This window comes from Burkholderia sp. Bp9140, from assembly GCF_003853425.1.
GTDB lineage: Bacteria > Pseudomonadota > Gammaproteobacteria > Burkholderiales > Burkholderiaceae > Burkholderia.
In genome coordinates, this window is the sequence record NZ_QTPQ01000027.1 from 1 (window position 1) to 23,784 (window position 23,784).

The 23,784-nt window shown below is 67.7% G+C and carries 22 protein-coding genes and 1 pseudogene; 11 read left to right on the top strand and 12 right to left on the bottom strand.

Annotated features, from left to right (window positions below; genetic code table 11):
* From DIE21_RS22110 to DIE21_RS22130, 5 genes and pseudogenes are all read left to right on the top strand, one after another.
* Window positions 1-99 (top strand): annotated as a pseudogene (locus DIE21_RS22110) (succinate--CoA ligase subunit alpha); the annotation flags it as partial.
* Between the two features lie 157 nt (window positions 100-256).
* Window positions 257-961: a TerC family protein gene (locus DIE21_RS22115; RefSeq protein ID WP_124499719.1), complete on the top strand. Its 705-nt coding sequence runs from the start codon at window positions 257-259 to the stop codon at window positions 959-961.
* A gap of 97 nt (window positions 962-1,058) precedes the next feature.
* The gene (locus DIE21_RS22120) at window positions 1,059-1,655 is read left to right on the top strand and encodes a pilin (protein WP_124499720.1); all 597 of its coding nucleotides are present in this window, start codon (window positions 1,059-1,061) and stop codon (window positions 1,653-1,655) included.
* 175 nt (window positions 1,656-1,830) lie between these two features.
* Window positions 1,831-3,609, top strand: a complete 1,779-nt coding sequence (locus tag DIE21_RS22125) for a Wzy polymerase domain-containing protein (RefSeq protein WP_124499721.1) — start codon at window positions 1,831-1,833, stop codon at window positions 3,607-3,609.
* A gap of 215 nt (window positions 3,610-3,824) precedes the next feature.
* Complete coding sequence (locus DIE21_RS22130; RefSeq protein ID WP_124499722.1) at window positions 3,825-4,175, top strand: TonB family protein; 351 nt, start codon at window positions 3,825-3,827, stop codon at window positions 4,173-4,175.
* Window positions 4,176-4,277: 102 nt separating this feature from the next.
* Here DIE21_RS22130 and DIE21_RS22135 read toward each other — a convergent pair whose 3' ends face one another.
* The 5 genes from DIE21_RS22135 to moaC form a co-directional block, all read right to left on the bottom strand.
* Entirely contained in the window at window positions 4,278-5,483 is a 1,206-nt protein-coding gene (locus DIE21_RS22135) for a hypothetical protein (protein ID WP_124499723.1), read from the bottom strand.
* A gap of 207 nt (window positions 5,484-5,690) precedes the next feature.
* The gene (locus tag DIE21_RS22140) at window positions 5,691-6,857 is read right to left on the bottom strand and encodes a glycosyl hydrolase (RefSeq protein ID WP_124499821.1); all 1,167 of its coding nucleotides are present in this window, start codon (window positions 6,855-6,857) and stop codon (window positions 5,691-5,693) included.
* Between the two features lie 79 nt (window positions 6,858-6,936).
* A complete protein-coding gene (locus tag DIE21_RS22145) occupies window positions 6,937-7,884 on the bottom strand; it encodes a hypothetical protein (RefSeq protein ID WP_124499724.1) in 948 nt (315 codons plus the stop codon).
* The gene (locus tag DIE21_RS22150; protein WP_124499725.1) at window positions 7,877-10,564 is read right to left on the bottom strand and encodes a type VI secretion system Vgr family protein; all 2,688 of its coding nucleotides are present in this window, start codon (window positions 10,562-10,564) and stop codon (window positions 7,877-7,879) included. The genes DIE21_RS22145 and DIE21_RS22150 overlap by 8 nt, the downstream gene beginning before the upstream one ends.
* A gap of 117 nt (window positions 10,565-10,681) precedes the next feature.
* Window positions 10,682-11,170, bottom strand: a complete 489-nt coding sequence (moaC, locus tag DIE21_RS22155; RefSeq protein WP_124499726.1) for a cyclic pyranopterin monophosphate synthase MoaC — start codon at window positions 11,168-11,170, stop codon at window positions 10,682-10,684.
* Between the two features lie 274 nt (window positions 11,171-11,444).
* Between moaC and DIE21_RS22160 the strand changes: the two genes are divergently transcribed.
* Window positions 11,445-13,142: a M48 family metalloprotease gene (locus DIE21_RS22160; protein ID WP_124499727.1), complete on the top strand. Its 1,698-nt coding sequence runs from the start codon at window positions 11,445-11,447 to the stop codon at window positions 13,140-13,142.
* Between the two features lie 30 nt (window positions 13,143-13,172).
* On the opposite strand, the gene DIE21_RS22165 is transcribed toward DIE21_RS22160, so the two are convergent.
* The 6 genes from DIE21_RS22165 to DIE21_RS22190 form a co-directional block, all read right to left on the bottom strand.
* The gene (locus DIE21_RS22165) at window positions 13,173-13,778 is read right to left on the bottom strand and encodes a DUF2946 family protein (RefSeq protein ID WP_124499728.1); all 606 of its coding nucleotides are present in this window, start codon (window positions 13,776-13,778) and stop codon (window positions 13,173-13,175) included.
* Window positions 13,771-14,808, bottom strand: coding sequence for a hydrolase (locus DIE21_RS22170; RefSeq protein WP_124499729.1), 1,038 nt, complete (start codon window positions 14,806-14,808; stop codon window positions 13,771-13,773). The genes DIE21_RS22165 and DIE21_RS22170 overlap by 8 nt, the downstream gene beginning before the upstream one ends.
* A gap of 33 nt (window positions 14,809-14,841) precedes the next feature.
* Window positions 14,842-15,288 carry a nuclear transport factor 2 family protein gene (locus DIE21_RS22175; protein ID WP_124499730.1) on the bottom strand — a complete coding sequence of 149 codons (447 nt, stop codon included), beginning with the start codon at window positions 15,286-15,288 and terminating at the stop codon, window positions 14,842-14,844.
* A gap of 115 nt (window positions 15,289-15,403) precedes the next feature.
* Window positions 15,404-16,441 (bottom strand): lipopolysaccharide heptosyltransferase II, encoded by a 1,038-nt coding sequence (waaF, locus tag DIE21_RS22180; RefSeq protein ID WP_121859459.1) that lies wholly within the window; start codon window positions 16,439-16,441, stop codon window positions 15,404-15,406.
* A 136-nt stretch (window positions 16,442-16,577) separates the two neighbouring features.
* Window positions 16,578-16,772 carry a zinc-finger domain-containing protein gene (locus DIE21_RS22185; RefSeq protein WP_006749970.1) on the bottom strand — a complete coding sequence of 65 codons (195 nt, stop codon included), beginning with the start codon at window positions 16,770-16,772 and terminating at the stop codon, window positions 16,578-16,580.
* Between the two features lie 50 nt (window positions 16,773-16,822).
* A complete protein-coding gene (locus DIE21_RS22190) occupies window positions 16,823-17,746 on the bottom strand; it encodes a branched-chain amino acid transaminase (RefSeq protein WP_047898927.1) in 924 nt (307 codons plus the stop codon).
* A 208-nt stretch (window positions 17,747-17,954) separates the two neighbouring features.
* Here DIE21_RS22190 and DIE21_RS22195 point away from each other — a divergent pair, with 208 nt between their 5' ends.
* From DIE21_RS22195 to DIE21_RS22205, 3 genes are all read left to right on the top strand, one after another.
* Window positions 17,955-18,710 (top strand): AzlC family ABC transporter permease, encoded by a 756-nt coding sequence (locus DIE21_RS22195; RefSeq protein ID WP_124499731.1) that lies wholly within the window; start codon window positions 17,955-17,957, stop codon window positions 18,708-18,710.
* A complete protein-coding gene (locus DIE21_RS22200; protein ID WP_121859462.1) occupies window positions 18,707-19,030 on the top strand; it encodes an AzlD domain-containing protein in 324 nt (107 codons plus the stop codon). Before DIE21_RS22195 ends, DIE21_RS22200 begins: the two co-directional genes overlap by 4 nt.
* 280 nt (window positions 19,031-19,310) lie before the next feature.
* Window positions 19,311-20,507, top strand: a complete 1,197-nt coding sequence (locus DIE21_RS22205) for a phosphoglycerate kinase (RefSeq protein WP_124499732.1) — start codon at window positions 19,311-19,313, stop codon at window positions 20,505-20,507.
* Between the two features lie 157 nt (window positions 20,508-20,664).
* Here the strand turns inward: DIE21_RS22205 and DIE21_RS37905 are convergent, their stop codons facing one another.
* Window positions 20,665-20,793 (bottom strand): hypothetical protein, encoded by a 129-nt coding sequence (locus DIE21_RS37905; RefSeq protein ID WP_260426635.1) that lies wholly within the window; start codon window positions 20,791-20,793, stop codon window positions 20,665-20,667.
* On the opposite strand from DIE21_RS37905, the gene pyk reads away from it, so the two are divergent.
* Both pyk and fba read left to right on the top strand, forming a co-directional pair.
* The gene (gene pyk / locus DIE21_RS22210; RefSeq protein ID WP_124499733.1) at window positions 20,792-22,228 is read left to right on the top strand and encodes a pyruvate kinase; all 1,437 of its coding nucleotides are present in this window, start codon (window positions 20,792-20,794) and stop codon (window positions 22,226-22,228) included. The two genes, DIE21_RS37905 and pyk, sit on opposite strands and share 2 nt — an antisense overlap.
* Before the next feature lie 412 nt (window positions 22,229-22,640).
* Window positions 22,641-23,705 (top strand): class II fructose-bisphosphate aldolase, encoded by a 1,065-nt coding sequence (gene fba / locus DIE21_RS22215; protein ID WP_124499734.1) that lies wholly within the window; start codon window positions 22,641-22,643, stop codon window positions 23,703-23,705.
* Window positions 23,706-23,784 lie beyond the last annotated feature (79 nt).

Sequence of the window (23,784 nt, forward strand, 5' to 3'; positions counted from 1 at the left end):
GATACGGCCGAAGCGAAGCTGGAAATCATGGAAGCGTGCGGCATCACCGTCACGCGCAACCCGTCGGAAATGGGCCGCCTGCTGAAGAAGGCGCTGTAATTTCCGCGTGGTTCGTCCTGCAAAAAACGCCGGCTCTGCCGGCGTTTTTGTTATGCTCGCGCAATGAATTTGTAAGGCCCGGGCATGCATGCTGCATGTTCCGGCGATGAACCGGGTCGTCTGTCGGACAGTCGTTGCCCCGCACCTATATCCACTCATGCTTGAATTCCTGACATCGCTGCACTGGGGCGCCGTGTTCCAGATCGTCATCATCGACATCCTGCTCGGCGGCGACAACGCGGTCGTGATCGCGCTCGCGTGCCGCAACCTGCCGGCCAACCAGCGGCTGCGCGGCGTCGTGTGGGGCACGGCCGGCGCGATCCTGCTGCGCGTCGCGCTGATCGCGTTCGCAGTCGTGCTGCTCGACGTGCCGTTCCTGAAATTCGGCGGCGGCCTGCTGCTGCTGTGGATCGGCGTCAAGCTGATGGCGCCGGACGCCGACGCGCACGACAACGTGAAGCCGGCCGACCGGCTGTGGGACGCCGTGAAGACGATCGTGATCGCCGACGCGGTGATGAGCCTCGACAACGTGATCGCGATCGCCGGCGCCGCCGAGCAGGCCGATCCGTCGCACCGGCTGGCGCTCGTGATCTTCGGGCTCGTCGTCAGCGTGCCGATCATCGTGTGGGGCAGCACGCTGGTGCTGAAGATGCTCGATCGCTTTCCGATCGTCGTCGCGCTGGGCGCCGGGCTGCTCGGCTGGATTGCCGGCGGGCTGATGGTGCACGATCCGGTCGGCGATCGCTGGCCGGTGCTCGATACGCCGGCCGCGGTTTACGGCGCGAGCATCGCCGGCGCCTTGTTCGTCGTCGCCGCCGGATACGCGCTCCGGCACCGCCGCGGCGTCCCGGACGCGCATTGACGCTGGCCATCCGGCTGACTGCCGGGTTCGTGGCCTGCTGGCTACGATCGAAACGCCTGCCTGGTTCGGCAGGCGTTTTTCGTTTCCGGAGCCAGTCATGTTCGAAGCCTTTTCCGTTTCCCTGTTCCGTCGCATCGCCGCCGATCTGCGGCGCGCGCGCCGGCCGGTGCCGCGCTGGCGGCCCGCCGGCTTCACGCTGATCGAACTGATGATCGTGCTCGCGATCGTCGGCGTGATCGCGGCCTATGCGATCCCCGCGTACCAGGATTACCTCGCGCGGTCGCGGGTCGGCGAGGGGCTCGCGCTCGCGTCGTCCGCGCGGCTCGCGGTCGCCGACAACGCCGCGAGCGGCGCGGGCCTCGATGGCGGCTACAGCTCGCCGGCCGCCACCCGCAACGTTGAATCCGTTCGCATCGACGCCGACACGGGCCAGATCACGGTGGCGTTCACCGCCCGCGTCGCGGCGGCCGACGCGAATACGCTCGTCCTGGTGCCGTCCGCGCCGGACAAGGCCGACACGCCGACCGCGCGGGTGCCGCTGAAAAAGGGCGCGATGCAGTCAGGCGCGATCGCATGGGAGTGCTTCGCCGCCGGCAAGGCTGCGTCGTCGCTTCCGGCGCCGGGAGCGGGCCCGTTGCCGACGGACGCGGCGACGCTGCCCGCGAAATTTGCGCCCGCGGAATGCCGCGCATAGTGCCGGTGGTGTCCCGGCCGATGCGCGGCCGCGGGCACGGCGCTGCGCTTGCCGTGCCGGCCGGCCGCGTCGGGCCTGTCGTAACGGATGACGGCGACGGATGACGGCGCGACGGGCCCGCACAGAGGGGGGAAAGTTTTGTATAGTGCGCCGGTTGCTGACATCCGGTTCGCTCATGCCTTCTACTTTTTCCCGTTCGTTGCCGCTCGTTGCGCTGGCTGTCGCCCTGATCGTGCCGTACTCGATCACGAATCACACGTATCCGATCCCGACCTTTTATTCCGAGTTTGCCGCGCTGGTGCTGTATCTGCTGGTGGGGCTCTCGGTCGTCCTGCTGGCACGCGCGGGTCGCCCGGCCGAGCCGTTCGCCGCGCCGGCCGCGTTCGTCGCGCCGCTTGGGTTCGCGGCGGTGCTGATCGCGCAGGTCGCGCTGATGCCGCTGAAGGTGCCGTCGATGAACTGGCTGGCGGTCGGCTATCTGGCCGCCGCGCTGGTCGCGATGCAGGCCGGCTACACGCTTGCGCGCGAGGGGCTCGCCGAAGCCACCGCGCAAATGATGGCCGGCGCGCTGCTGCTCGGCGGGATGCTCGCGGTCGCGAGCCAGGTCGTGCAGTTGTTCCATCTCGAATCCGCGGTGTCGCCGTTCGTCGTGATGTACAACATCGCGGTCGATCGCCGCCCGTACGGCAACATGGCGCAGGCGAACCACCTGGCGACCTACATCGCGTTCGCGCTCGCGGGCGCGCTGTATCTGGTGCAGACGCGCCGGCTCGCGGCATGGGCATGGTTCGCGCTGTCGATCGTGCTGTCGGCCGGTCTCGCGCTGACGGTGTCGCGCGGCCCGTGGCTGCAGGTGGCGGTGATGGTCGTCGCGGGGTTCTGGATGGCCTGGCTCGAGTCGCGCCGCGCGCCGGGCAACCGCCGCGCATGGCTGATGCCGGTCGTGCTCGCGGTGGCCTTCGTCGCGGTGAACGTCGCGGTGCGCTGGGCCAACGTGCACTTCCACCTGGGGCTTGCCGAGTCGGCGGCCGAACGGATGCGCGACGCGGGGCAGATCGCGCCGCGGCTCGCGCTGTGGAAGTACGGGCTCGCGATGTTCCGCGAGCATCCGGTGCTCGGCGTCGGCTGGGGCGAATTCCCGTCGCACCAGTTCGCGCTCGTGCGCACGCTCGGCGGTGTCGAGATCGCGAACAACTCGCACGACATCTTCATCGACCTGCTCGCGAAGTCCGGTCTTGCCGGCCTCGGCGTGCTCGTCGTCGCGCTCGTGACGTGGTTCGTGCGCGCGGTGCGCGCGCCGCAGTCGAGCACGCGCGTGTTCGGCCTCGCACTGATCGGCATCCTGCTGATGCATGCGCTCGTCGAATATCCGCAGCAGTACATGTTCTTCCTGCTGCCGGCGATGTTCGTGATCGGACTGCTCGACGTGAAGCCGCTGCGCATCCTGCCGGGCCGCGCGGCGTTCGGGCTGTTCGCGCTGCTGTCGGTCGGCGGCGTGCTGGCGGCGGTGCCCGTGCTGCGCGACTACCAGCGCGCGGAAGTGCTGTATTACGGCAACGATCCGGCCGCGCAGTACCGCGATGCGCCGTCGCGGCTGTTCGGCGCGTGGGGCGATTACGGGGCGGCCACGCTGCTGACGATTTCGCCGGACAACCTGCCGCTCAAGCTCGTCGCGCACGAGCGCGCGATCGCGCTGCTGCCCGGCGAGACGGTGCTGCGCCGCTATGCCGCGCTGCAGGCGCTGGCCGGTCGCGAAGCCGACGCGCTCGATACGGTCGCGCGCCTGCATGTGTTCGCGAAGGAATTGAAGGACTGGCCGCAGCAGTTGGCGTCGCTGTACAAGCTGTGCGACCAGCAACCGGCGCTGAAGGGGTTCAAGGCGGCCGTGGTCGCGAAATACGGGGAAGTGCCGGCCGACGCGGACGACGACGAATCGGACGACGATTCGGAGTGACGCCGCGCGGCGCCGGGCGGGGAATCCCGGCGCTGGCCGGATTGCGGTGAGGCGGGGGAGCGGTGGCCGGCCGGGACGGTCGGCGATTGCTTCCCGCGGGGAATGGATGCCTGCCGAATCCGGCGCGATTCGCGTCAACCATTGTCAAATCGCCGCCGCGCGCGAGGCGGCGCGTGCACAATGCGCGACACGGTACTGAAGAACGATATTCGACCATGGCCCTTCGCTCGACCACCCTGATCCTGCCTGCCGTCGCCGTGCTGTTTTCCGGCTGCGCGATGCTGTCGTCGTCGCAGGAAAGCAAGCTGACTTGCCACATTCCGCGCGCCGTCTATCCCGATAGCGCGAAGCCGCTCACGCGTCCGGTCACCGTGCTCGTGCGCGCGCTGATGACGACCTCGGGCGAAGCGCAGAACGTGACCGTGACGACGAGCAGCCGCAATGCGGCGGCAGACCGCGCGGCCGTCGACGCGATGACGCATGCGACCTGCACGCAGACCGGCGCCACCGCGAATCCGTTCCTGCTCACGCAACCGTTCGTGTTCGAGCCGCGACGCGCCGAATGACGGGCGGCCGATGCGGCGGGTCATGCCGCGTCGCGCCGGCTGCTTGACGTCGTTTCCGGTCCGGCGCCGCCATGCCGGGGCGCCGTCTTGCACCGTCGAGGTTCAGTGCTGCGGCATCAGGTTCGCACCGTGGCACGCCGGCTCGGCCGCCTTGCGCAGCCCGAGCAGCGTGAAGCCGTTGCGTTCCTGGCGGATCAGCGCGTAGCGCCGCGCCACGGTGTTGCCGTCCTTGCCCGTCAGATCCAGTTCGACCTGGAAGCGATCCTTGCTGTCCGAACAGCCACGTACCGGTCCATACGCGAACCCGGTATCGGGCGCCTTGATTTCCGCGTTGAACGCCTGCCGGGCTTTCAGCGCTGACGCAGCCGCCGCGGGTTCGCTCCATTCGCGCACGAGCGCGTCGTCCACCTTCAGCCATTCGTCGACGAAATCGCGGCCGTTGAGCGCCACCGGCTGCACGCGTTGCACGGTGCCGCCGTCGACGCGGTAGCGGAAGATGCCCGGCCGCGTCATCACGTCGCTGTCGAGCGAGCCGACCGTCGTGCGCAGCTCGAAGCCGTCGGGGCGCACCTTGAAGCGGATCGCATCGTCGTCGATCACGTAACCGTGCGCAGTATGGAACAGCGTGCGTTGCGCGGCCGAACCGTTGGCCGGCGCGACCACGTCCGCGCCGAACCGGCTCCAGCGCGACGAGCACCACGGCGTGCCGTGGACGACCGCCACCTGTCCGTCCGGCAACGCGCCGAACCAGAAGCCGCCGCCGTAGGCGCCGCCGATGTCCTTGTAGTCGTCGGCCTGCCAGCGCAGCACGCGCCGCCAGCCGCCGTTTTCCCACGCGTAGGCCGTGAGCAGGTTGTCGTCGCCGCACGCGATGTCGAAGCCGGCGCGCACGAAGAGGAGCGGGCGGGACGTGCCGTCGCGCGTGACGTCGACGTCCGGGTTGCGGCCGAACGCCGATTCGCCGTTTTTCGGCTGGGCGGGTTGGGCGGGGGCGCCGAGCGTTGCCGCGAGCGTGCGTTTCAGCGCGGCCGGGTCGACGTGTTCGTCGCTGCATGCGAGGCGCGCGTCGATCGCGCCGACGAGCGCCTGCTTGTATGCGCGAAGCGCGTCGCGCAAAGGCGGCGAGACGTCGACGGTGCCGCCGCCGTCGCCTTGCGGGTTGCGGACTTGTTGCACGCGGTGCTGCGCGTCGACGGCTGCGTGTGCGGCGGTGTCGGCGGTGGGGCAAGGGCTGGCGGCGAAGGCGGTGGTCGACGTTGCACAGACAACGGAGAGCGCGAGTGTCGCGCGATTCAGCAGGTTGTTCATCGAAGCCTTTTGTCGTTCTTTTCTTCGTTCATCACTGAGCGCGCCCGGCCGGACACCGAAGCGGAGTCGAAGCCCGGCGCGATGAACGGAAGATTCGACCGAGGTCGCCTGTCAGCCGGTGCGGCAAGGTATCTCGCCGCGACCCGGATCGTCGGTCACGATCGCGGGCCGCAGCAAAGGCGGGCTGCCGGAGGGTCCGGCGTACGATCAGAAGGTCCGCTTCTTCAGCGTGAATGCGTGCAGCCAGTACAGCGTGTTGGTCTGTGCGTCGAAGTAGCCGCCTTGTGCGACCTTGTCGGTCGTTTGATCCCATGACTTGCCGGCGTCGGTGCTGCTGAACGTCAGGTCGATCGGTGCACCGCCGCGGCTTCCCGAGTTCGGGTCGGTGGCGTAAACGAGCAGGAGACCGTCACGGCCGACGCTCAGGCTGTCGAGCCTGAGCGTTTCGTCGAACGTGCGCAGTTGATGCACGGACTCGGGATGGTCGTTCGTCCACGTGGAAATGGCGCCCGTCCGGCGGCCGTTGTCGCGAACCTCGCCGCTCTGCGGCTTGTCGAGACGCGACAGCGCGTACAGCGAATAGCGTGCTGCCGGTCCCGGCGTGGTATCGAGCGCAGTGACGACCTGGCCCGGCAGCTCGGTATCGGTCACGAATGCGTGCTGTTCCCAGTCGAGCCGGTCGATCACGCTGTGCGCCGGCGTTTCGGCAGTCGGAGCGACGGAGTAGGCGATGCGCAGTACACCGTCAGGGCCGAGGCTGACTGCATTGAAATTCTTGCGCGTCTTGCCGGCGACGCGCGCATCGGCCGGCACGTCGATCGCCTGCCACGTGTTTCCGCCGTCCGCCGTGCGCCACACGCGAGGCCCCCAGCCGATCGCGTAACCTCGTTGCGGATCGAGGAAGAGCAGTCGGCCGATGTTCTGGTTTTCAGGCCATTGCAGCTGCGACCACGTTTGGCCGCCATTGAGCGACTTCCACAGCTTCGTGGTTTGCGGCGCATCGCCGCCGTGTGCCTCGGGGGCCTTGTAGTTCATCCATGACGTGCTGATGACCTGAACGGACCAGTCCGGCGAATACCACCAGGCGGCATTCTGGCCGACCTGCTGGAACTGGCGTTTCATCCCGCCGTCGATGGTTCCGCGGAAGAAGCTGATCGTCATGCGGTTCAGCAACTCGCCGGTGTCGTTCATCCATGCTTCGGTCGGCTCGGGCCGCTGCGGTTCCTTCGATTCGGCCGTGGGTTTGAACGTCACCTCGGGATTGGCGAGCTTGACGCTCATCACGTCGTTTCCCTTGATGCGGAAGTTGCCGCCGCCATACGGCGTGTCGTTCCGCATGAAGCTTGTCGAAATCGTTTCCCAGCCCGTCGCCATGTTTACGTACCCGTATGTTGCAATGGCCAGGGCAACGAGACCCCCGGCGATCCATTTCCAGCGCTTGTGTTTTTGCATGTTACTTATTCAGCAAACGATCCAGCGCCCGGCTGACTTCGTCGGACGTGTCGGAACTCCACTCGCGTGCTTTTTTTGCCGCGTCCGAGCCCCACTCGCGGACCTGATCGGCCGCCTCCGAGCTCCAATCGTGCGCCTTCTGCTTGGCGACGGGGATGCCCGCGTCCCACGCTTGTTTGAACGTCCGCCCATCGCCCCATTCCTGCATATTGGGCCGCATGCCAATCTTCACCAGATCGTTGACCGGCAGACCGGCCAGCCCTCCGTCCAGATAAGCGAGTGGGTGCGTGACGAAGGCGAAGGTCTTGAACGTTTCCCCGTTCTGGTCCACTTCCAGCTCGTATCGTTCCACTTGCATCGAAAGCTCGCCGTTTCCCGGCTTCGCACTCTTGAATGCGATCTGGTCCCCCTGCATGTTCTGCTGCAACCCGATCTCGATGTATTGCTGAAGCCACCACCGGGCGGTTTCGAGCCATTTCTTTCCTTTTGCCGTGAGGGTGGGATACAGATTGGCGCCGTAGTCCGAGCAATAGTAATAGCCGTAACTGACGTAGTAATCGGGCGGTTTATGTCCGCACCCGATATGGCGCATCATGAAATTGCCGTGGCGCGACCAGTCCGAATCCGTGCTCCCCAGTTTGATCAGCTGCTCTCGCCGATGCAGCAGGCGGCGAGCGACTTCCTTGTCTTTCCACGGATCCCATGACGTCGCGAATTTCTTGACGGTCTCCCATGCGCTCGACTTGCTGACTTTCTCGACCGTCTCCCAATACTCTCCGTGCAGCGGCTGGTAGTAGAACGGGCAGGTGCCGACGATTGAATCGGCGGCCGGAGGTGCGTACTTGTCGCAGATATGGATATCCACCTTCGGCCGATCCTTGTACCCCGTCGGCGTCAGCATTCCCGAACCGGTGCCCAGGACGTTGTTGTTCTGTTGCCCTTCAGCCATTCGATTTCCCCAGAAACTTGACGACGACATCATGCGGCACGTGGCTCTGCGTGAGCCCCGTCTCGCCTGCCGCATTGGTGACGCCTTCCGAGATCAGTTGCCCGTTCGAGAACATCTGGTACCGCGTGTTCGCGACCGGAATGTCGGTGCCGGCCCAGTGCGCGATGAACGCCTGATCGTAGTTGCCGGTCGAGTTGGGCAGCGTCGGCATCGTCTGTGACAGGTGCGTGGGGCCGCTGAACGCGTGCTGAGCGCCCTTGATGTCGATCTTGCCGGGTGCGTGCACCTCGATGTTGCCGCCGGCGATGCGGATGTACGCGCCGCCTGACGTCAGCAGGATTTCCTTTGCTGCCGCGCCTTCGAACGACTGAGTGGCCGCCAGCAGCTTCAGCGCCTTTTGCGCGGTCAGCTCGATATTGTCCGCGTGCGCCTGGATTTCGACTTTGCCCTTGCCGGCGAACAGCTTGATCCCCGCGTTCTGCGCGAACAGGCTGATCCGGTCGAGGACGCTCGCGATCAGCGACTTTCCGGCGGCGACATGCGTGCTTTGCCCGCTGACGACGTTGATGTGCCGGTCCGCGGCAAGCTGCGCGGACTGCTGCGTGGACATCCCGATGCCGGCCGGGCTGCCGAACAGCATCACGGGCTCCTTGAACGCATTGGCGCTGCCGGTGCCGCCGCCGGCGGTCCTGCCGCCCGACGCGCTGCCGCTCACGCTGTTCTGCGTCGCATCGGTGAACTGCTTCAGCGCTGAATGGCCGGGGTCGAGCGACTCGGCCTGATGCTGCGCGCTGACATCCGACATGGCCTCCATCAGGCCTTCCGCACGGACGAGTTGCTGTTGCGTTTCCTGAACGTCGAGCGGCTGGCTCGCCGGCTGCTTCGGGTACGTCGTGACGTACAGGCCGCGGTTCGCGCGCACGGCGCCGTATGCGTCGGAGCGCAGGTCGAAACCGCTGCCGAGGTAGCTGCCGCGATTGTTGCCCGTGTGATCGATCAGGTAGCCGAGGTGCAGATGCGCGTTGGTCTGGCTGCTGTACAGGTGCACGCGATTCTGCGACGTCGCGTCGTCGAGCACGAGCTGGTTGTAGCCGGCGCCCGCATATTCCTTGGACCGGTATCCGGACAGGATCCCGTTGCCATGCCATTGCGGACTCGTCGCGCCGTTGTAGACCTTGCCGACGATGATCGGGCGATCGCAGTCGCCGCCGAGGAAATCGACCAGCACCTCCTCGCCGCTGCGGTGCGGGTGAACGGCACCATAGCCATTGCCCGAATCCGACGCCGTGGCGCGTAGCCAGCACGACGCCGTTTCGTCGCCGTCGTTCAGGCGGTCCCAATGGAAGCGGACCTTGACCCGGTTGAGCGCATCGGTATGGACTTCTTCCCCCTGCGGCGCGACGACGATCGCCGATTGCAGATGCATCGCCGGTTTCGCATGCTCGAACGGGCTGCGGAACGGTACGGTCGTGCGCTGTGCTTCCACGCGAATCTGAAAGAAGCCCTCGCTGCCGTCCGCATGACGGACGCTGGACAGGGCAGTATCGGTCGCCTGCACGATGCTGTCGATCTCGGCCTGCAGGCTGTGCGGGAAAACGGCCTGGTCGCCTGCCACGGGCAGGTTGTTGACGATGATCCACGCCGTCTCGATCACCGCGAATTCGCGCTGCCCGGCATCGTCCTTGTCGTGTGCGGGGTGATCCGCCAGCTCGAACGTGCGTCCGGCATCGATGCGCCGCACGCCGCCGACGCCGTGAAAGCGCTTCGCGTGCGACTCCTGCTCCTCCATCCAGATCTTCGACAGATGGTCGCCGCGGGACTGCTCGAGGTACGTATACGCGCCGGTGTATTCGTAGACTTCGAGTTGCTGCGGCAGGTCCCCCTGATTCGCGATCGTCGGCGTATGGGTGGCCTTCGGATTCGACGCGCTTGGCGGCTGCTTGTAGTCGAACGTGCGGGTGGCGCGCGCGACACTTCGCAGCGTGCGTGTGCCGGAGAACTGGACGAGCGTGTCGGCTTCGTCGCCCGTGCCGGCGCGATGAAAGCGCACGGTTCGCGGCGATAGCGCGGGCAACGCGTCGAGGCGGTCGACGATGACGAGCCGGTGCGACTTGCCGTCCTGTTCCTGTTCCCAGAAACCGTACAGGCCTTCGGATTCCATCAGGCGATGCACGAAATTCCAGTCGTCCTCGTACTGCATGCAGAACGAGCGGAGCGGCAGCGGCTGGTAGAGCTTGAAGGTGAAGCGCCCCTTGGCCTGCGGATGCTGGTTGAGCACGTCGGCGATGATGTCGTCTGCGGACCGGTCCTGCCAGATTCGCTGGTCGCGGCGGAACTTCAGGAAGTGCAGGAATGACGCAAAGACAAGCTGGTAGTGCGTGACGCCGCTGTCCGATCCGAGCCGGCGCGCCGCATGCACGTAGCCGTGGTGAGGTACGTACGACCGGTCGGCCTGCAGGATCCACAGCGTCACCGGCTGCGCGATCAGCTTCTTGAGCTCGAGGTTGTCGGATACCGACACGGTATCGACGGTGAACTCGAAATGACGTCCGAGCCGTGACCGCCCGACGACGCGATGTGGCAGCAGGACGTCGGGGCCAAGCGGCGTATCCAGTTTGACAAGTCGCTCATGCTGAACCGGCCCGCCCAGCATTGCGCTTCTTAATGCTTGCGAATTCATCACCAGGGCTCACTCTTTTTGTTGTGCTGGTCGCACGCTCTCTCGTGCGGAATCCGGTAATTGTATGAGATAAACGGGCGGTATCCCGAATTTGCCGGCCGACAGGGTGCCGACCGGTCAGCCGGCGGTGCCTTCGGCCTTCCAGTCCCCCGACTTCCCGCCACGCTTCTCCCTGACGCTCACGTCGGTGATCACCATCCCGCGATCGACCGCCTTGCACATGTCGTACACGGTCAGCAGCCCGACCTGCACGGCGGTCAGCGCTTCCATCTCGACCCCGGTCCGCCCGAACGTCTCGACCTGCGCGACGCAGTGCACGCCCGGCAGCGCGTCGTCGAGTTCGAAGTCGACGGCCACGCGCGTCAGCGCGAGCGGGTGACACAGCGGAATGAGGTCGGCGGTGCGCTTCGCGCCCTGGATCGCGGCGATGCGCGCGACGCCGAGCACGTCGCCTTTCTTCGCCTTGCCGTCGCGGACCAGTGCGAACGTCGCCGGCAGCATCCGGATCGTGCCGCGCGCGATCGCGATGCGTTGCGTTTCCTGCTTGCCGCCGACGTCGACCATGTGCGCGTGGCCGGCGGCGTCGAAATGGGTAAGTCCTGACATGTCATGCTCCAGCGGAACGGAGGGCGCGCGCGAGCACGTTCCTCGATCCTGTTTCACGATCGGCCGGGGCGTTGAATCCGGTATTCGCTTCCCGATCCGATGCAACGTTTCAACGGGCGCCTATCATAGCAGTGGCATCCGCGACGCCAGAAGCGCAGGCGGTGTATCCGCCGCACGGGACAGTCGAGATCGCACCGGTACAATGACCCGAATATTCAGACCAAACGCCGCAATGCGCGCCCGGCGCGCGGGACGGCGTCGCCTTCAACCTGCCATGCGTGTCAAACAGTTGCTTGCCGTGTTGCTGTCGGCGGCGCTCGCGGTGCCGCCGAGCGGCTACGCACAGCGCACGTCCGCGCTGCCGCTCGAGCCGGCGGCCGGCGCTGCGCCGACGATCTCCACGGTGCCGTCCGGCATCGCGACCGGCGTATTCGGCACCTACGGCGGCGCGGAAAGCCGGTTCTCCGGCGCCGACGGCGCGTCCGCGCCCGTCGCGAGCCTGCGCGCACCGCTGCGCGCGCTGGAACTGCCCGACCTCGGCGACGGCTCCGGCGGTTCGCTGACGCCGCAGGCCGAGCGTCGTCTCGGCGAGCGCGTGATGCGCGAGGTGCGGCGCGACCCGGACTACCTCGACGACTGGCTCGTGCGCGACTACCTGAACGCGATGGCGACGCGGCTCGCGGCGGCTGCCGCGTCGCGCTACATCGGCGGCTACTACACACCGGACTTCGACCTGTTCCCGGTGCGCGATCCGCAGATCAACGCGTTCTCGATGCCGGGCGGCTTCATCGGCATCAACAGCGGACTGGTCGTCACGACGCAAACCGAGTCCGAACTCGCATCGGTGGTCGGCCACGAGATGGGCCACGTGCTGCAGCGGCACATCGCGCGGATGATCGGCGCGAACGAGAAGACCGGCTACACCGCGCTCGCGACGATGCTGCTCGGCGTGCTGGCGGGCGTGCTCGCGCGCAGCGGCGATCTCGGCAGCGCGATCGCGATGGGCGGGCAGGCGTATGCGGTCGACAACCAGCTGCGCTTCTCGCGTACGGCCGAGCGCGAGGCCGACCGCGTCGGCTTTCAGCTGCTCGCCGGCGCCGGCTACGACCCGTACGGGATGCCGGGCTTCTTCGAGCGGCTCGAGCGCGCGTCGATGGGCGACGCGGGCGTGCCGGCCTATGCGCGCACGCACCCGCTGACGGGCGAGCGGATCGCCGACATGGAGGATCGCGCGCGCCGCGCGCCGTACCGGCAGCCGCGCCAGTCGCCCGAATACGGCTTCGTGCGCGCGCGGCTGCGCATTCTGCAGAACCGCGCGCCGAACGACATCGCGGCGGAGGCGCGCCGGATGCAGCTCGAGATCGACGATCGCACGGCGCCGAACGTCGCGGCGAACGCGTACGGGATCGCGCTCGCGAACACGCTGCTCGGCCAGTACGACGCGGCCGACAAGGCGCTCGCGTCGGCCCGCACGGCGTTCGACGCACGCGAGCGGCACGCGGACGATCCGGCGACGCGTTCGCCGAGCCTCGACGTGCTTGCCGCCGACATCGCCCGCCGCGCGGGCCGGACCGACGACGCGGTGCGGCTCGCGGCGCTCGCGCAGCGGCGCTGGCCGGCGTCGCACGCGGCGATCGTCGCGCACCTGCAGGCGCTGATCGCCGCGCGCCGCTTCGCCGAAGCGCAGGCGCTCGCCCGCACGCAGGCGCAGGCGGACCCCGACCAGCCGGACTGGTGGGACTACCTCGCGAAGGCGAGCGACGGCCGGGGCGACGTGCTCGCGCGGCGCCGTGCGCTCGCGGAAAAGCTGGCGCTCGACGGCGCCTGGCCGTCGGCGATTCGCCAGCTGAAGGAGGCGCGCGACGCGAAGGACGTGTCGTTCTACGACCAGTCGATCATCGGCGCGCGGCTGCTGGAGTTCGAGGCGCGCTACAAGGAAGAGCGCGAGGACGAGAAGAACGGCCGCGGATAGCGGCCGTCAGGCGGACAGGGCGGTCGCGCTTCAGCTTTCGACGCTGCCGGTGCCGCCATCCGGCGGGTCGTGACGCGCCCGCTGCGCGGGACTCGCGACGAAGCCGAACGCTGCCGGCACGTCGGCGCAGGCCACGTCGCCGAGCGGCAGCGGGTGCCGGCCGCGCCAGCGCAGCATGGGCGGCGTCGCGTCGAAGTCCGCATGATCGGCGAACAGGCCGAGGTCGTGGTCGTGCAGGGCCGCGATGCGCGGCGGCGTGCCCGCCGCACGGAACAGCACGCCGCCCGCATCGTCGAGCCACGCGGCGTCCGGCTCGAACGGCGCACCGGTCTGGTCGGTCAGCGTGAGCGCTCCGTCGCGTTCGGCCAGGCGCACGACCCACGGTGTATAGGCGAGCTCGACGTACACGCGCTGCGGCCCGTTCTGGAAGAACCATTGGCCGTGCGCATCGCATTCGTAGTTGCGTCCGATGAACGCATTGAGCGCCGCATGCCGGATCGGCGAGCCGAGCGCGCCGGCGGCCTGCGCGGCGTCGTCGCGCAGCCGCCACTCGCCGCGCCGGTCGAGCAGCAGCCAGCCGGTGCAATGCGGGACGTTCGGCCACTTGGCGAGGGCCTGCCTGACGATGTCATCCATGGTCGACGAATTTCGAGCAATAGCCGAACACCCGCGCCGACAGCCAGTCGAGGCGGCCGGGGAACGGCCCGGTCATGAATCCCGCATGGCCGCCGGCCGCGGGCTGGTCGAGCTCGACGGCCGGCGACACGTCGGCGGCGCTCGGCAGCGCGGATTCGGGCAGGAACGGATCGTTGCGGGCGTTGAGGATCAGCGTGGGCACGTCGATCGCGGGCAGCAGCGGGCGCGTCGTGGCCTGGGTCCAGTAGTCGTCGGCGTTCGCGAAGCCGTGCAGCGGCGCGGTCACGACCTCGTCGAAGTCGCGCATCGTCACGGCCTGCAGCATCGCGTCGCGGTCGAACAGCCCCGGATACTGGTCGAGCTTCGCGAGCGCCTTGCGCTTCAGCGTCTTCAGGAAGCTGCGCGTATAGATCATCGCGAAGCCCTGCGACAGCGCGCGGCCGCCCGCATGCACGTCGATCGGCGTCGAGATCGCGGCGGCGGCGTGCACGATCGACGTGTCGCTGCGGTGCTCGCCGAGCCAGCGCAGCAGCACGTTGCCGCCGAGCGACACGCCGGCCGCGACGACCGGCCCGCGATGCTGCGCGGCGAGCCGGCGCAGGATCCAGTCGACTTCGGCGCTGTCGGCGAGATGGTAGAAGCGGGGCTGCCGGTTGAGCTCGCCGCTGCAGCTGCGAAAGTGCGGGACGACCGCGTGCCAGCCCTTCGCGCGCGCGGCGGCCATCATCGCCAGCGCGTAGTGCGAGCCGGAGCTGCCTTCGAGACCGTGGAACAGCACGAACAGCGGTGCGTCGGGCGGCGGCGCGGCGCTGTCGAGGTGCGCGACCCAGTCGAGATCGATGAAGTCGTGGTCGGGGGTTTCCCATCGCTCGCGCCGGTAGGCGACCGCCGGGCGCCGTGCGAACAGCGCCGGCACGATGGTTTGCGCATGGCTGTTCGGCAGCCAGCGTGGTGCGCGATAGCGCAGTGAATCGTCGTCGGGGGCCGGGGCCCCGGTCAGCGGCGAGGTGGGCGGAGAAGCCGTACTCATGATCGCCCCGCTAATGCGTTGCTTCGTTCTTCGTCAGTGCAGCGGACCCTGCCCGTGACGGATCTTCGCGGCGAATTGTCCGGCCGCTTGTTCGGGAATCGGGCTCGCGTGAATATGCGCGATGCGCCACTCGCCGCGTTCGTGAATCATCACGTACGTCGCGAAAACCATGTCGGGTTCGGTCGTCAGGTCGGCCTGCTGATGCGCTTCGGCGATCGTATAGACGACGGTGCCGAGACTGTCGTATACGCGGATGTCGAGCGGCTCGATCGTCACCGGACGCGTTGCGAGCCGGTTGGCCAGCCCGCTGCGGATCTGGTCGAGGCCGTGCAGATGCTCGCCATCGGCCCAGACGCAGCTGGCGAAGTCCTCGTCGATCCACAACCCCAGCAGCGCGTCGAGATTGGCATCGGCGACGGCCTGGTAGTAGGCGTTCAGCGTATCGGCAGCGGCTTCGAAGAGGCGGGCAAAACGTGGCATCGGGGTTATCTCTCGCGCGCGTCGCGCGCCGTATTCAGCACGGCGGCCCGGATGGGGCTGCCGTACACCGGTGAATCGGATTGCCCGGCGCGTCGTGCGACGCTGCCGGTCAGGGTCAGCGCTGCCCGACGAGCATGCCGCGCAAATCGCCGAATACCTGCTCGGGACCGAGTTCGCGCAGGCAGTTCAGATGGCCGAGCGGGCACTCGCGTTCGAAGCAGGGACTGCATTCGAGATGCAACCATTGTACCTTCGCCAGCTCCGACAGCGGAGGGGTGTGGCGCGGATCGGTCGATCCGTACAGGGCGACGAGCGGCCGGCGCAGCGCGGCGGCGACGTGCATCAGCCCCGAATCGTTGGTCACGACCGCGTTCGCGCGCGCGATCAGCGCGCACGCCTCGGACAGCGACGTCTGCCCGCACAGGTTGCGCACGTTCGGCGCGTGGTCGGCGATCGCCTGTGCGGCGGCGGCGTCCTTCTGCGAGCCGAGCGCGACGATCTGCGTGTACGGGAACGACTGGTGAACGATCGTCGCGAGCGTCGCGAAGTGCTCGGGCGGCCAGCGCTTGGCCGGGCCGTATTCCGCGCCGGGGCAGAACACGACGAGCGGCTTGCGCGTATCGAGATTGAAACGCGCGGACACGCGCGCCGTCTCGTTCAGGTCGGCGTCGAGGCGCGGCGCGGGCAGCGTCTTCATCGACTCGGGCAGCTTCGCGCCCGGCGCATAGGCGAGCGCCGCGTAGTGGGTCGTCATCGGCGGACGCTCGGCCGACTTGTCGGGGTTCGCGTGCCGCACGTTCAGCAGGCCGTAGCGGTGCTCGCCGGTGTAGCCGATCCGCAGCGGGATGTTCGCGAGCCACGGGATCACCGCGGACTTCAGCGAATTCGGCAGCACGTACGCCGCGTCGTAGCCGACGTCGCGCAGGTCGCTCGCGAGCTGCCAGCGACGCAGCAACTGCAGCTTGCCGTGCGCGAGGTCGGTCGCGTAGACATCGTGGATCTCGGGCATCCGCTCGAGCACGGGCGCGACCCAGGTGGGTGCGACGGCATCGATCGCGATGCGGGGATGGAGCTTCTTCAGCAGCGCAAAAAGCGGCTGCGCCATCAATGCGTCACCGATCCAGTTCGGTGCGATAACCAGCGCTCGACGCATCAAGTCGACTTCCGATGTCGTAATGAAGCACGGCGCGCATGCACCGCGTTCGGGTTGTCAGAACAGGAAAAGGGCGGCGCGCCGGGGCTCCGGCTGCGCCGCCTCGCGTGCGGCGGGCCCGCGGGCCCGGCCGGGCTCAATGGCCCTTGACCACCTCGCCGTCGCGCAGCTTGTAGCGCGTGCCGCAGTACGGGCAGCGTGCCTCGCCGTGCGACACGTCGATGAACACGCGCGGGTGCGCGCTCCAGCGCGCCATGGCCGGGTTCGGGCAGTAGGCGGGGAGATCCTTGGCCGTCAGCTCGACCAGCGGCATTTCCTTGATTTCACTCATGAGACTTTCTCTTATCACTCTTTTGTGGGGCGGTCGGTGGCGCGGCGCGCTCAGACCTTCGTCAGCCAGTGCGCGTACTTCGCGTTCTTGCCCGACACGATATCGAAAAACGCCGACTGGAGCTTTTCCGTGACCGGGCCGCGCGCGCCGCTGCCGATCGTGCGGTTGTCGAGTTCGCGGATCGGCGTGACTTCGGCGGCCGTGCCGGTGAAGAACGCCTCGTCGGCCGTGTAGACCTCGTCGCGCGTGATGCGCTTCTCGATCACCTCGATGCCGGCGTCCTTCGCGAGCGTGATGACCGTGTCGCGCGTGATGCCGTCGAGGCACGACGACAGGTCGGGCGTGTACAGCTTGCCGTTGTTCACCAGGAAGAAGTTCTCGCCGGAGCCTTCCGACACGTAGCCGTCGACGTCGAGCAGCAGCGCTTCGTCGTAGCCGTCGGCGGTTGCTTCCTGGTTCGCGAGGATCGAGTTCACGTACCAGCCCGACGCTTTCGCGCGCACCATCGACACGTTCACGTGGTGGCGCGTGAACGACGACGTCTTCACGCGGATGCCCTTCGCGAGGCCCTCCTCGCCGAGGTACGCGCCCCACGGCCACGCGGCGATCGCGACGTGGATCGTGTTGCCCTTCGCGGACACGCCGAGCTTTTCCGAGCCGACCCAGATGATCGGGCGCAGGTAGCACGACTCGAGCTTGTTCTCGCGCACGACCTCGAGCTGCGCGGCTTCGAGGGTTTCCCGGTCGAACGGCACGTCCATCTGGAAGATCTTCGCGGAATTCAGCAGACGTTTGGTGTGCTCGCGCAGGCGGAAGATCGCGGTGCTGCCGTCGGCCGTCTTGTACGCGCGCACGCCTTCGAAGACGCCCATGCCGTAGTGCAGCGTATGGGTCAGGACGTGGATCTTGGCGTCGCGCCAGTCGATCAGCTTGCCGTCCATCCAGATCTTGCCGTCGCGGTCGGCCATTGACATAGGATTCTCCTGGGAAGCAGTAGTGTGCAGCGGGTTATGTGCAGCGTTGAGCCGGAAAGACGCTTATTTTAGCGTCATTTGGCGTCGATCCGGTCGGCCGGCCGAGGGCCGGGGCTATAATCGTCCGGCACCGATTCCAATAACGACGGGCCGTGCCGGCGGGAGACGCCGGAGCCCGGACGAACCGCCCGCTGCGGCCCGCCTTCCCATGCTCGCTCGATTGTCCGCCACCGACCGCTTCGCGCTGATCCAGGGCGCGCGCGATTATTCCCCGACATTGATGGCGATCCTGTCGTGGGGGCTCGTCACCGGCATCGCGATGAGCAAGTCGGTGATGACGCTCGGGCAGGCGAGCGCGATGTCGATCTTCGTCTATGCCGGCTCGTCGCAGCTCGCGGTGCTGCCGCTCCTCGTCGCGAAGCTGCCGATCTGGACGATCCTGCTCACAGCCGCGATGGTCAACCTGCGCTTCGTGATCTTCAGCGCCGGGCTTGCTCCCCATTTTTCCTACCTGCCGCTGTGGCGGCGCCTCGCGATCGGCTATTTCAACGGCGACGTGATCTACCTGCTGTTCCAGAAACAGGGCTTTGCGTACGGCCACGTGCCGGGCAAGGAGGCGTACTTCTGGGGGATGGCGCTCGCGAGCTGGGCGTCGTGGCAGGTGTCGTCGCTCGCCGGCATCCTGCTCGCGAGCTTCTTTCCCGCGAGCTGGGGGCTGGAACTGGCCGGCACGCTCGCGCTGATCCCGATCATGGTGTCGGCGGTCGCGAACCGCTCGACGCTCGCGGCCGTCGCGGTCGCGGGCATCGTGTCGCTGGTCGCGTTCGACCTGCCGTACCGGCTCGCGCTGCCGATCGCGGTGCTGGCCGCGCTGGCGGCCGGCTCCATGGCCGATTTCTTCGTCGAACGCGCGGACTGGCGCCGCATCCGCACCGAAACCGTGCACGAAAAGGAAATCGAATGAGCGCGACGGAAATCTGGATCGTGATCGTCGGGATGACGATCGTCACGGCCGTCACGCGCGCGCTGTTCCTGCTCGGCGGCGAACGCACCGTGCTGCCCGAGCGCGCGCAGCGCGCGCTGCGCTACGCGCCGGCCGCCGCGCTCGTCGCGGTCGTGCTGCCCGATGTGCTCGAAACGCCGGCCGGCCTGTCGTTCGCGCTGTCCAACCATCCGTTCTACGCGGCACTCGCCGGCCTCGGCTGGTTTTTGTGGCGGCGCAGCATGCTCGGCACGATCATCATCGGGATGCTCGTCTTCACCGTGCTGCGCCTGATCTTCTGACGCCCCGCCGTGCCGGCCCATCGGGCGCCGGTCGCTCGTGCACGCGCATTGTTGCGTCGCAGCAATGTGTGGGTGGCCGCGCCCGATCCCAAATAGGCGGAATTCGCCGCCGCACGGGTCAGTCTGCCGGATGGATCGGCTAGAATGCCCGTTCGAGATTTTTACCCGTGCGCGTCATGCGAACCGCCAGCCACGGCCGCATCCGGCGCCCTTTTCGCGGCAGCCCGCGCACGTCCAGCGTGAACCCCCTTTCCCCATCCACTACTTCAATCTGTTCAACATGAGCCAAGTCAAGCGTCTTACCGACCTGATCGCCGCCGGCCAGCTTGCCGGCAAGCGGGTGTTCATCCGCGCCGACCTGAACGTCCCGCAGGACGATCAGGGCAACATCACCGAAGACACGCGCGTGCGCGCGTCCGTGCCGGCCATCCAGGCCGCGCTCGACGCCGGCGCGGCGGTGATGGTCACGTCGCACCTCGGTCGTCCGACCGAAGGCGAATTCAAGCCGGAAGACTCGCTCGCGCCGGTCGCGAAGCGGCTCGCCGAACTGCTCGGCCGCGACGTGCCGCTCGTCTCGAACTGGGTCGAGAATGGCGTGAACGTCGCGCCGGGCCAGGTCGTGCTGCTCGAGAACTGCCGCGTGAACAAGGGCGAGAAGAAGAATTCGGACGAACTCGCGCAGAAGATGGCGAAGCTCTGCGACGTCTACGTGAACGACGCGTTCGGCACCGCGCACCGCGCGGAAGCGACCACCCACGGGATCGCGAAGTACGCGCCGGTCGCGTGCGCGGGCCCGCTGCTGGCCGCCGAACTCGATGCGCTCGGCAAGGCCCTCGGCAACCCGGCGCGTCCGCTCGTCGCGATCGTCGCCGGTTCGAAGGTGTCGACCAAGCTGACCATTCTCAAGTCGCTGGCCGGGAAGGTCGACCAGCTGATCGTCGGCGGCGGCATCGCGAACACGTTCATGCTCGCGGCCGGCCTGTCGATCGGCAAGTCGCTCGCGGAAGCCGATCTCGTCGCCGAGGCGAAGGCGATCATCGACGAAGCGCGCGAGCGCGGCGCGTCGGTGCCGATCCCGACCGACGTCGTGACGGCCAAGGAATTTTCGCCGACGGCCGTGGCCACGGTGAAGCAGGTCGCCGACATCGAAGCGGACGACATGATCCTCGACATCGGCCCGGACACCGCCCGCGCGCTCGCCAGCCAGCTCGAGAAGGCCGGAACGATCGTGTGGAACGGCCCGGTCGGCGTGTTCGAGTTCGACCAGTTCGGCAACGGTACCAAGACGCTCGCGGAAGCCATCGCCAAATCGTCCGCGTTCTCGATCGCGGGCGGCGGCGACACGCTCGCGGCCATCGCGAAGTACGGCATCCACGACCAGGTCAGCTACATCTCGACGGGCGGCGGCGCCTTCCTCGAGTTCCTCGAGGGGAAGAAGCTGCCGGCGGTGGAAGTGCTCGAAACGCGGGCGGCCTGAGCGTGGCGGCGCGCGCAGGGGTGACGAGGGCCGCGCGCTCCGCGAAAGCGGAGCAGCCGGCCGGCGCGGGCAAGCGCAAACGCGCGCCCGCGCGGGCGAACTCGACCCCGCGCGCACCGGCGGCCGCCGGCGACGCGGCCGTGCAGCACCACGGGATTCAGAACAAAGCGATGCCGGGCGCAAGCACCGGCACGCCCTCCGGAACGGCCGCCGCTGGGCCCGCCGATTCCGGCTCTCGCAGCGTTTCACCCAGCGCATCCACCTTGATCCAGATGAGGAGTTTCATGCAGCGCGCCACCAAGATAGTCGCCACGATCGGCCCGGCTTCCAGTTCGCCGGAGATTCTGCTGCAGATGATGCAGGCGGGCCTCGACGTCGTGCGGCTCAATTTTTCGCACGGTACGGCCGACGATCACCGCCAGCGCGCCGAGATGGTGCGCGAGGCCGCCCGCAGGGTCGGCCGCGAGATCGCGATCATGGCCGACCTCCAGGGCCCGAAGATCCGCGTCGGCAAGTTCGAGAGCGGCAAGACGACGCTCGTGCCGGGCCAGGCCTTCATCCTCGACGCGGGCTGCGAGCTCGGCAACGACGAGCGGGTCGGCCTCGACTACAAGGAACTGCCGCGCGACCTGAAGCCGGGCGACCTGCTGCTGCTGAACGACGGCCTGATCGTGCTGACCGTCGAGCGCGTGCTCGGCGAGGAGATCCACACGGTCGTCAAGGTGGGCGGCGAGCTGTCGAACAACAAGGGGATCAACCGCCAGGGCGGCGGCCTGTCGGCGCCCGCGCTGACCGCGAAGGACATGGAGGACATCCGCACGGCGATGTCGCTCGGCGCGGATCTCGTCGCGGTGTCGTTCCCGAAGAACGCGACCGACATGGAAATGGCGCGCCAGCTCGCGAACATCGCGGGCGCGCCTTACGGCATCAAGCCGAAGATGATCGCGAAGATCGAGCGCGCGGAGGCGATTCCGGCGCTGCAGAGCATCCTCGACGCGTCCGACGGCATCATGGTCGCGCGCGGCGACCTCGCGGTGGAGGTCGGCAACGCGGCGGTGCCGGCGCTGCAAAAGCGCATGATCCGCATGGCGCGCGAGTCGAACAAGCTCGTGATCACCGCGACGCAGATGATGGAATCGATGATCCACGCGCCCGTGCCGACCCGCGCGGAAGTGTCGGACGTCGCGAACGCGGTGCTCGACGGTACCGACGCGGTGATGCTGTCGGCCGAGACGGCCGCCGGCAAGTACCCGGTCGTCACGATCGAGACGATGGCGGCCGTGTGCGTCGAGGCGGAAAAGTCCGAGCACGTCGAGCTGGACAAGGACTTCCTCGATCGCACGTTCACGCGGATCGACCAGTCGATCGCGATGGGCGCGCTGTTCACCGCCTATCACCTGGGTGCGAAGGCGATCGTCGCGCTGACCGAATCGGGCGCGACCGCGCTGTGGATGTCGCGTCACTACACGCACGTGCCGATCTTCGCGCTGACGTCGCGCGTCGGCAGCGAGCGCACGATGGCGCTGTACCGCAACGTGACGCCGCTGCACGTCGACTTCAACAGCGACCGCGACTCCGCGCTGCAGGCGGCGCTCGAGATCGTCGTCAAGCAGGGCTATGTGCAGCACGGCGACATGGTCGTGCTGACCGTCGGCGAGCCGATGGGGCAGGCGGGCGGCACCAATACGCTGAAGATCGTGCGGGTCGGCGAGCATTATTGAGCGCCCCCCGAACCTGTCGCTTCGCGCCAGGCCTCCCGAGGGGGGGCATCCCCCAAGGGGACTTCCTGCGGGGCGGAAAACTTGGGGCGGCCCGGCGTTTTCCTGAGAGCGCCGGCGTGCACCTGGCCGGTCCGCCGGCCGGCCGCCCGAGCTGATCGGGCACCGTTTTTTTGACGAAAGCCGCGCGGGGTCCGATGCCCCGCGCGGCTTTTTTTCTGTTTTTTGCCCGCATTGTGCCGTGCGAAGGTAACAAAATGCGAGTACGCGCCACCGGGCGGTCGGAATCGGAGGCGCTTCGCGATAAAATGCGGCTATTCGACGCTCAGCCGCGCCGTGCCGCCCCGGTCTGGACGGGGAGCGAGCGCCGCGCCGGCGTCAGGGCGCACCGGTTTTCATTCCAAGGAGTTCCACAATGCCTCTCGTATCAATGCGTCAATTGCTGGACCACGCGGCAGAGCACGGTTACGGCCTGCCGGCCTTCAACGTGAACAACCTGGAGCAGGTCCAGGCGATCATGGCGGCGGCGGATCAGGTCGGCGCGCCCGTGATCATGCAGGCATCGGCCGGCGCCCGTAAGTACGCGGGCGAGCCGTTCCTGCGCCACCTGATCGAAGCAGCAGTCGAGTCGTATCCGCACATCCCGGTCGTGATGCACCAGGACCACGGCCAGTCGCCGGCGGTTTGCATGGCCGCGATCCGCAGCGGCTTCACCAGCGTGATGATGGACGGTTCGCTCGAAGCCGACGGCAAGACGGTCGCCTCGTACGAATACAACGTCGACGTGTCGCGCAAGGTCGTCGAGATGGCGCACTCGATCGGCGTGACGGTCGAAGCCGAACTCGGCGTGCTCGGCTCGCTCGAGACGATGAAGGGCGACAAGGAAGACGGCCACGGCGCGGAAGGCACGATGACCCGCGAGCAGCTGCTGACCGATCCGGAGCAGGCAGCCGACTTCGTGAAGCTCACGCAGTGTGACGCGCTCGCGATCGCGATCGGCACGTCGCACGGCGCGTACAAGTTCTCGAAGAAGCCGACGGGCGACATCCTGTCGATCCAGCGCATCAAGGAAATCCACGCACGCATCCCGAACACGCACCTGGTGATGCACGGTTCGTCGTCGGTGCCGCAGGAGTTGCTGGCCGAGATCCGCGAATTCGGCGGCGACATGAAGGAAACCTACGGCGTGCCGGTCGAGGAAATCCAGGAAGGCATCAAGCACGGCGTGCGCAAGATCAACATCGACACCGACCTGCGTCTCGCGATCACCGGCGCGATCCGCCGCTACCTGTTCGAGAACCCGGGCAAGTTCGATCCGCGCGACTACCTGAAGCCCGCGCGCGAAGCGGCGAAGAAGGTGTGCGTCGACCGCTTCCTCGCGTTCGGCTGCGAAGGCCAGGCCGCGAAGATCAAGCCGGTGTCGCTCGACAAGATCGCCGAACAGTACAAGTCCGGCGCGCTCGCGCAGGTCGTGCGGTAAGACTGTAGTACGATTGCCCCCGCCCGGTTCTGCCGCGGGGCCGGGGCTGGCCGCCCAGGTGCCGGTTCCGATCCGGCCC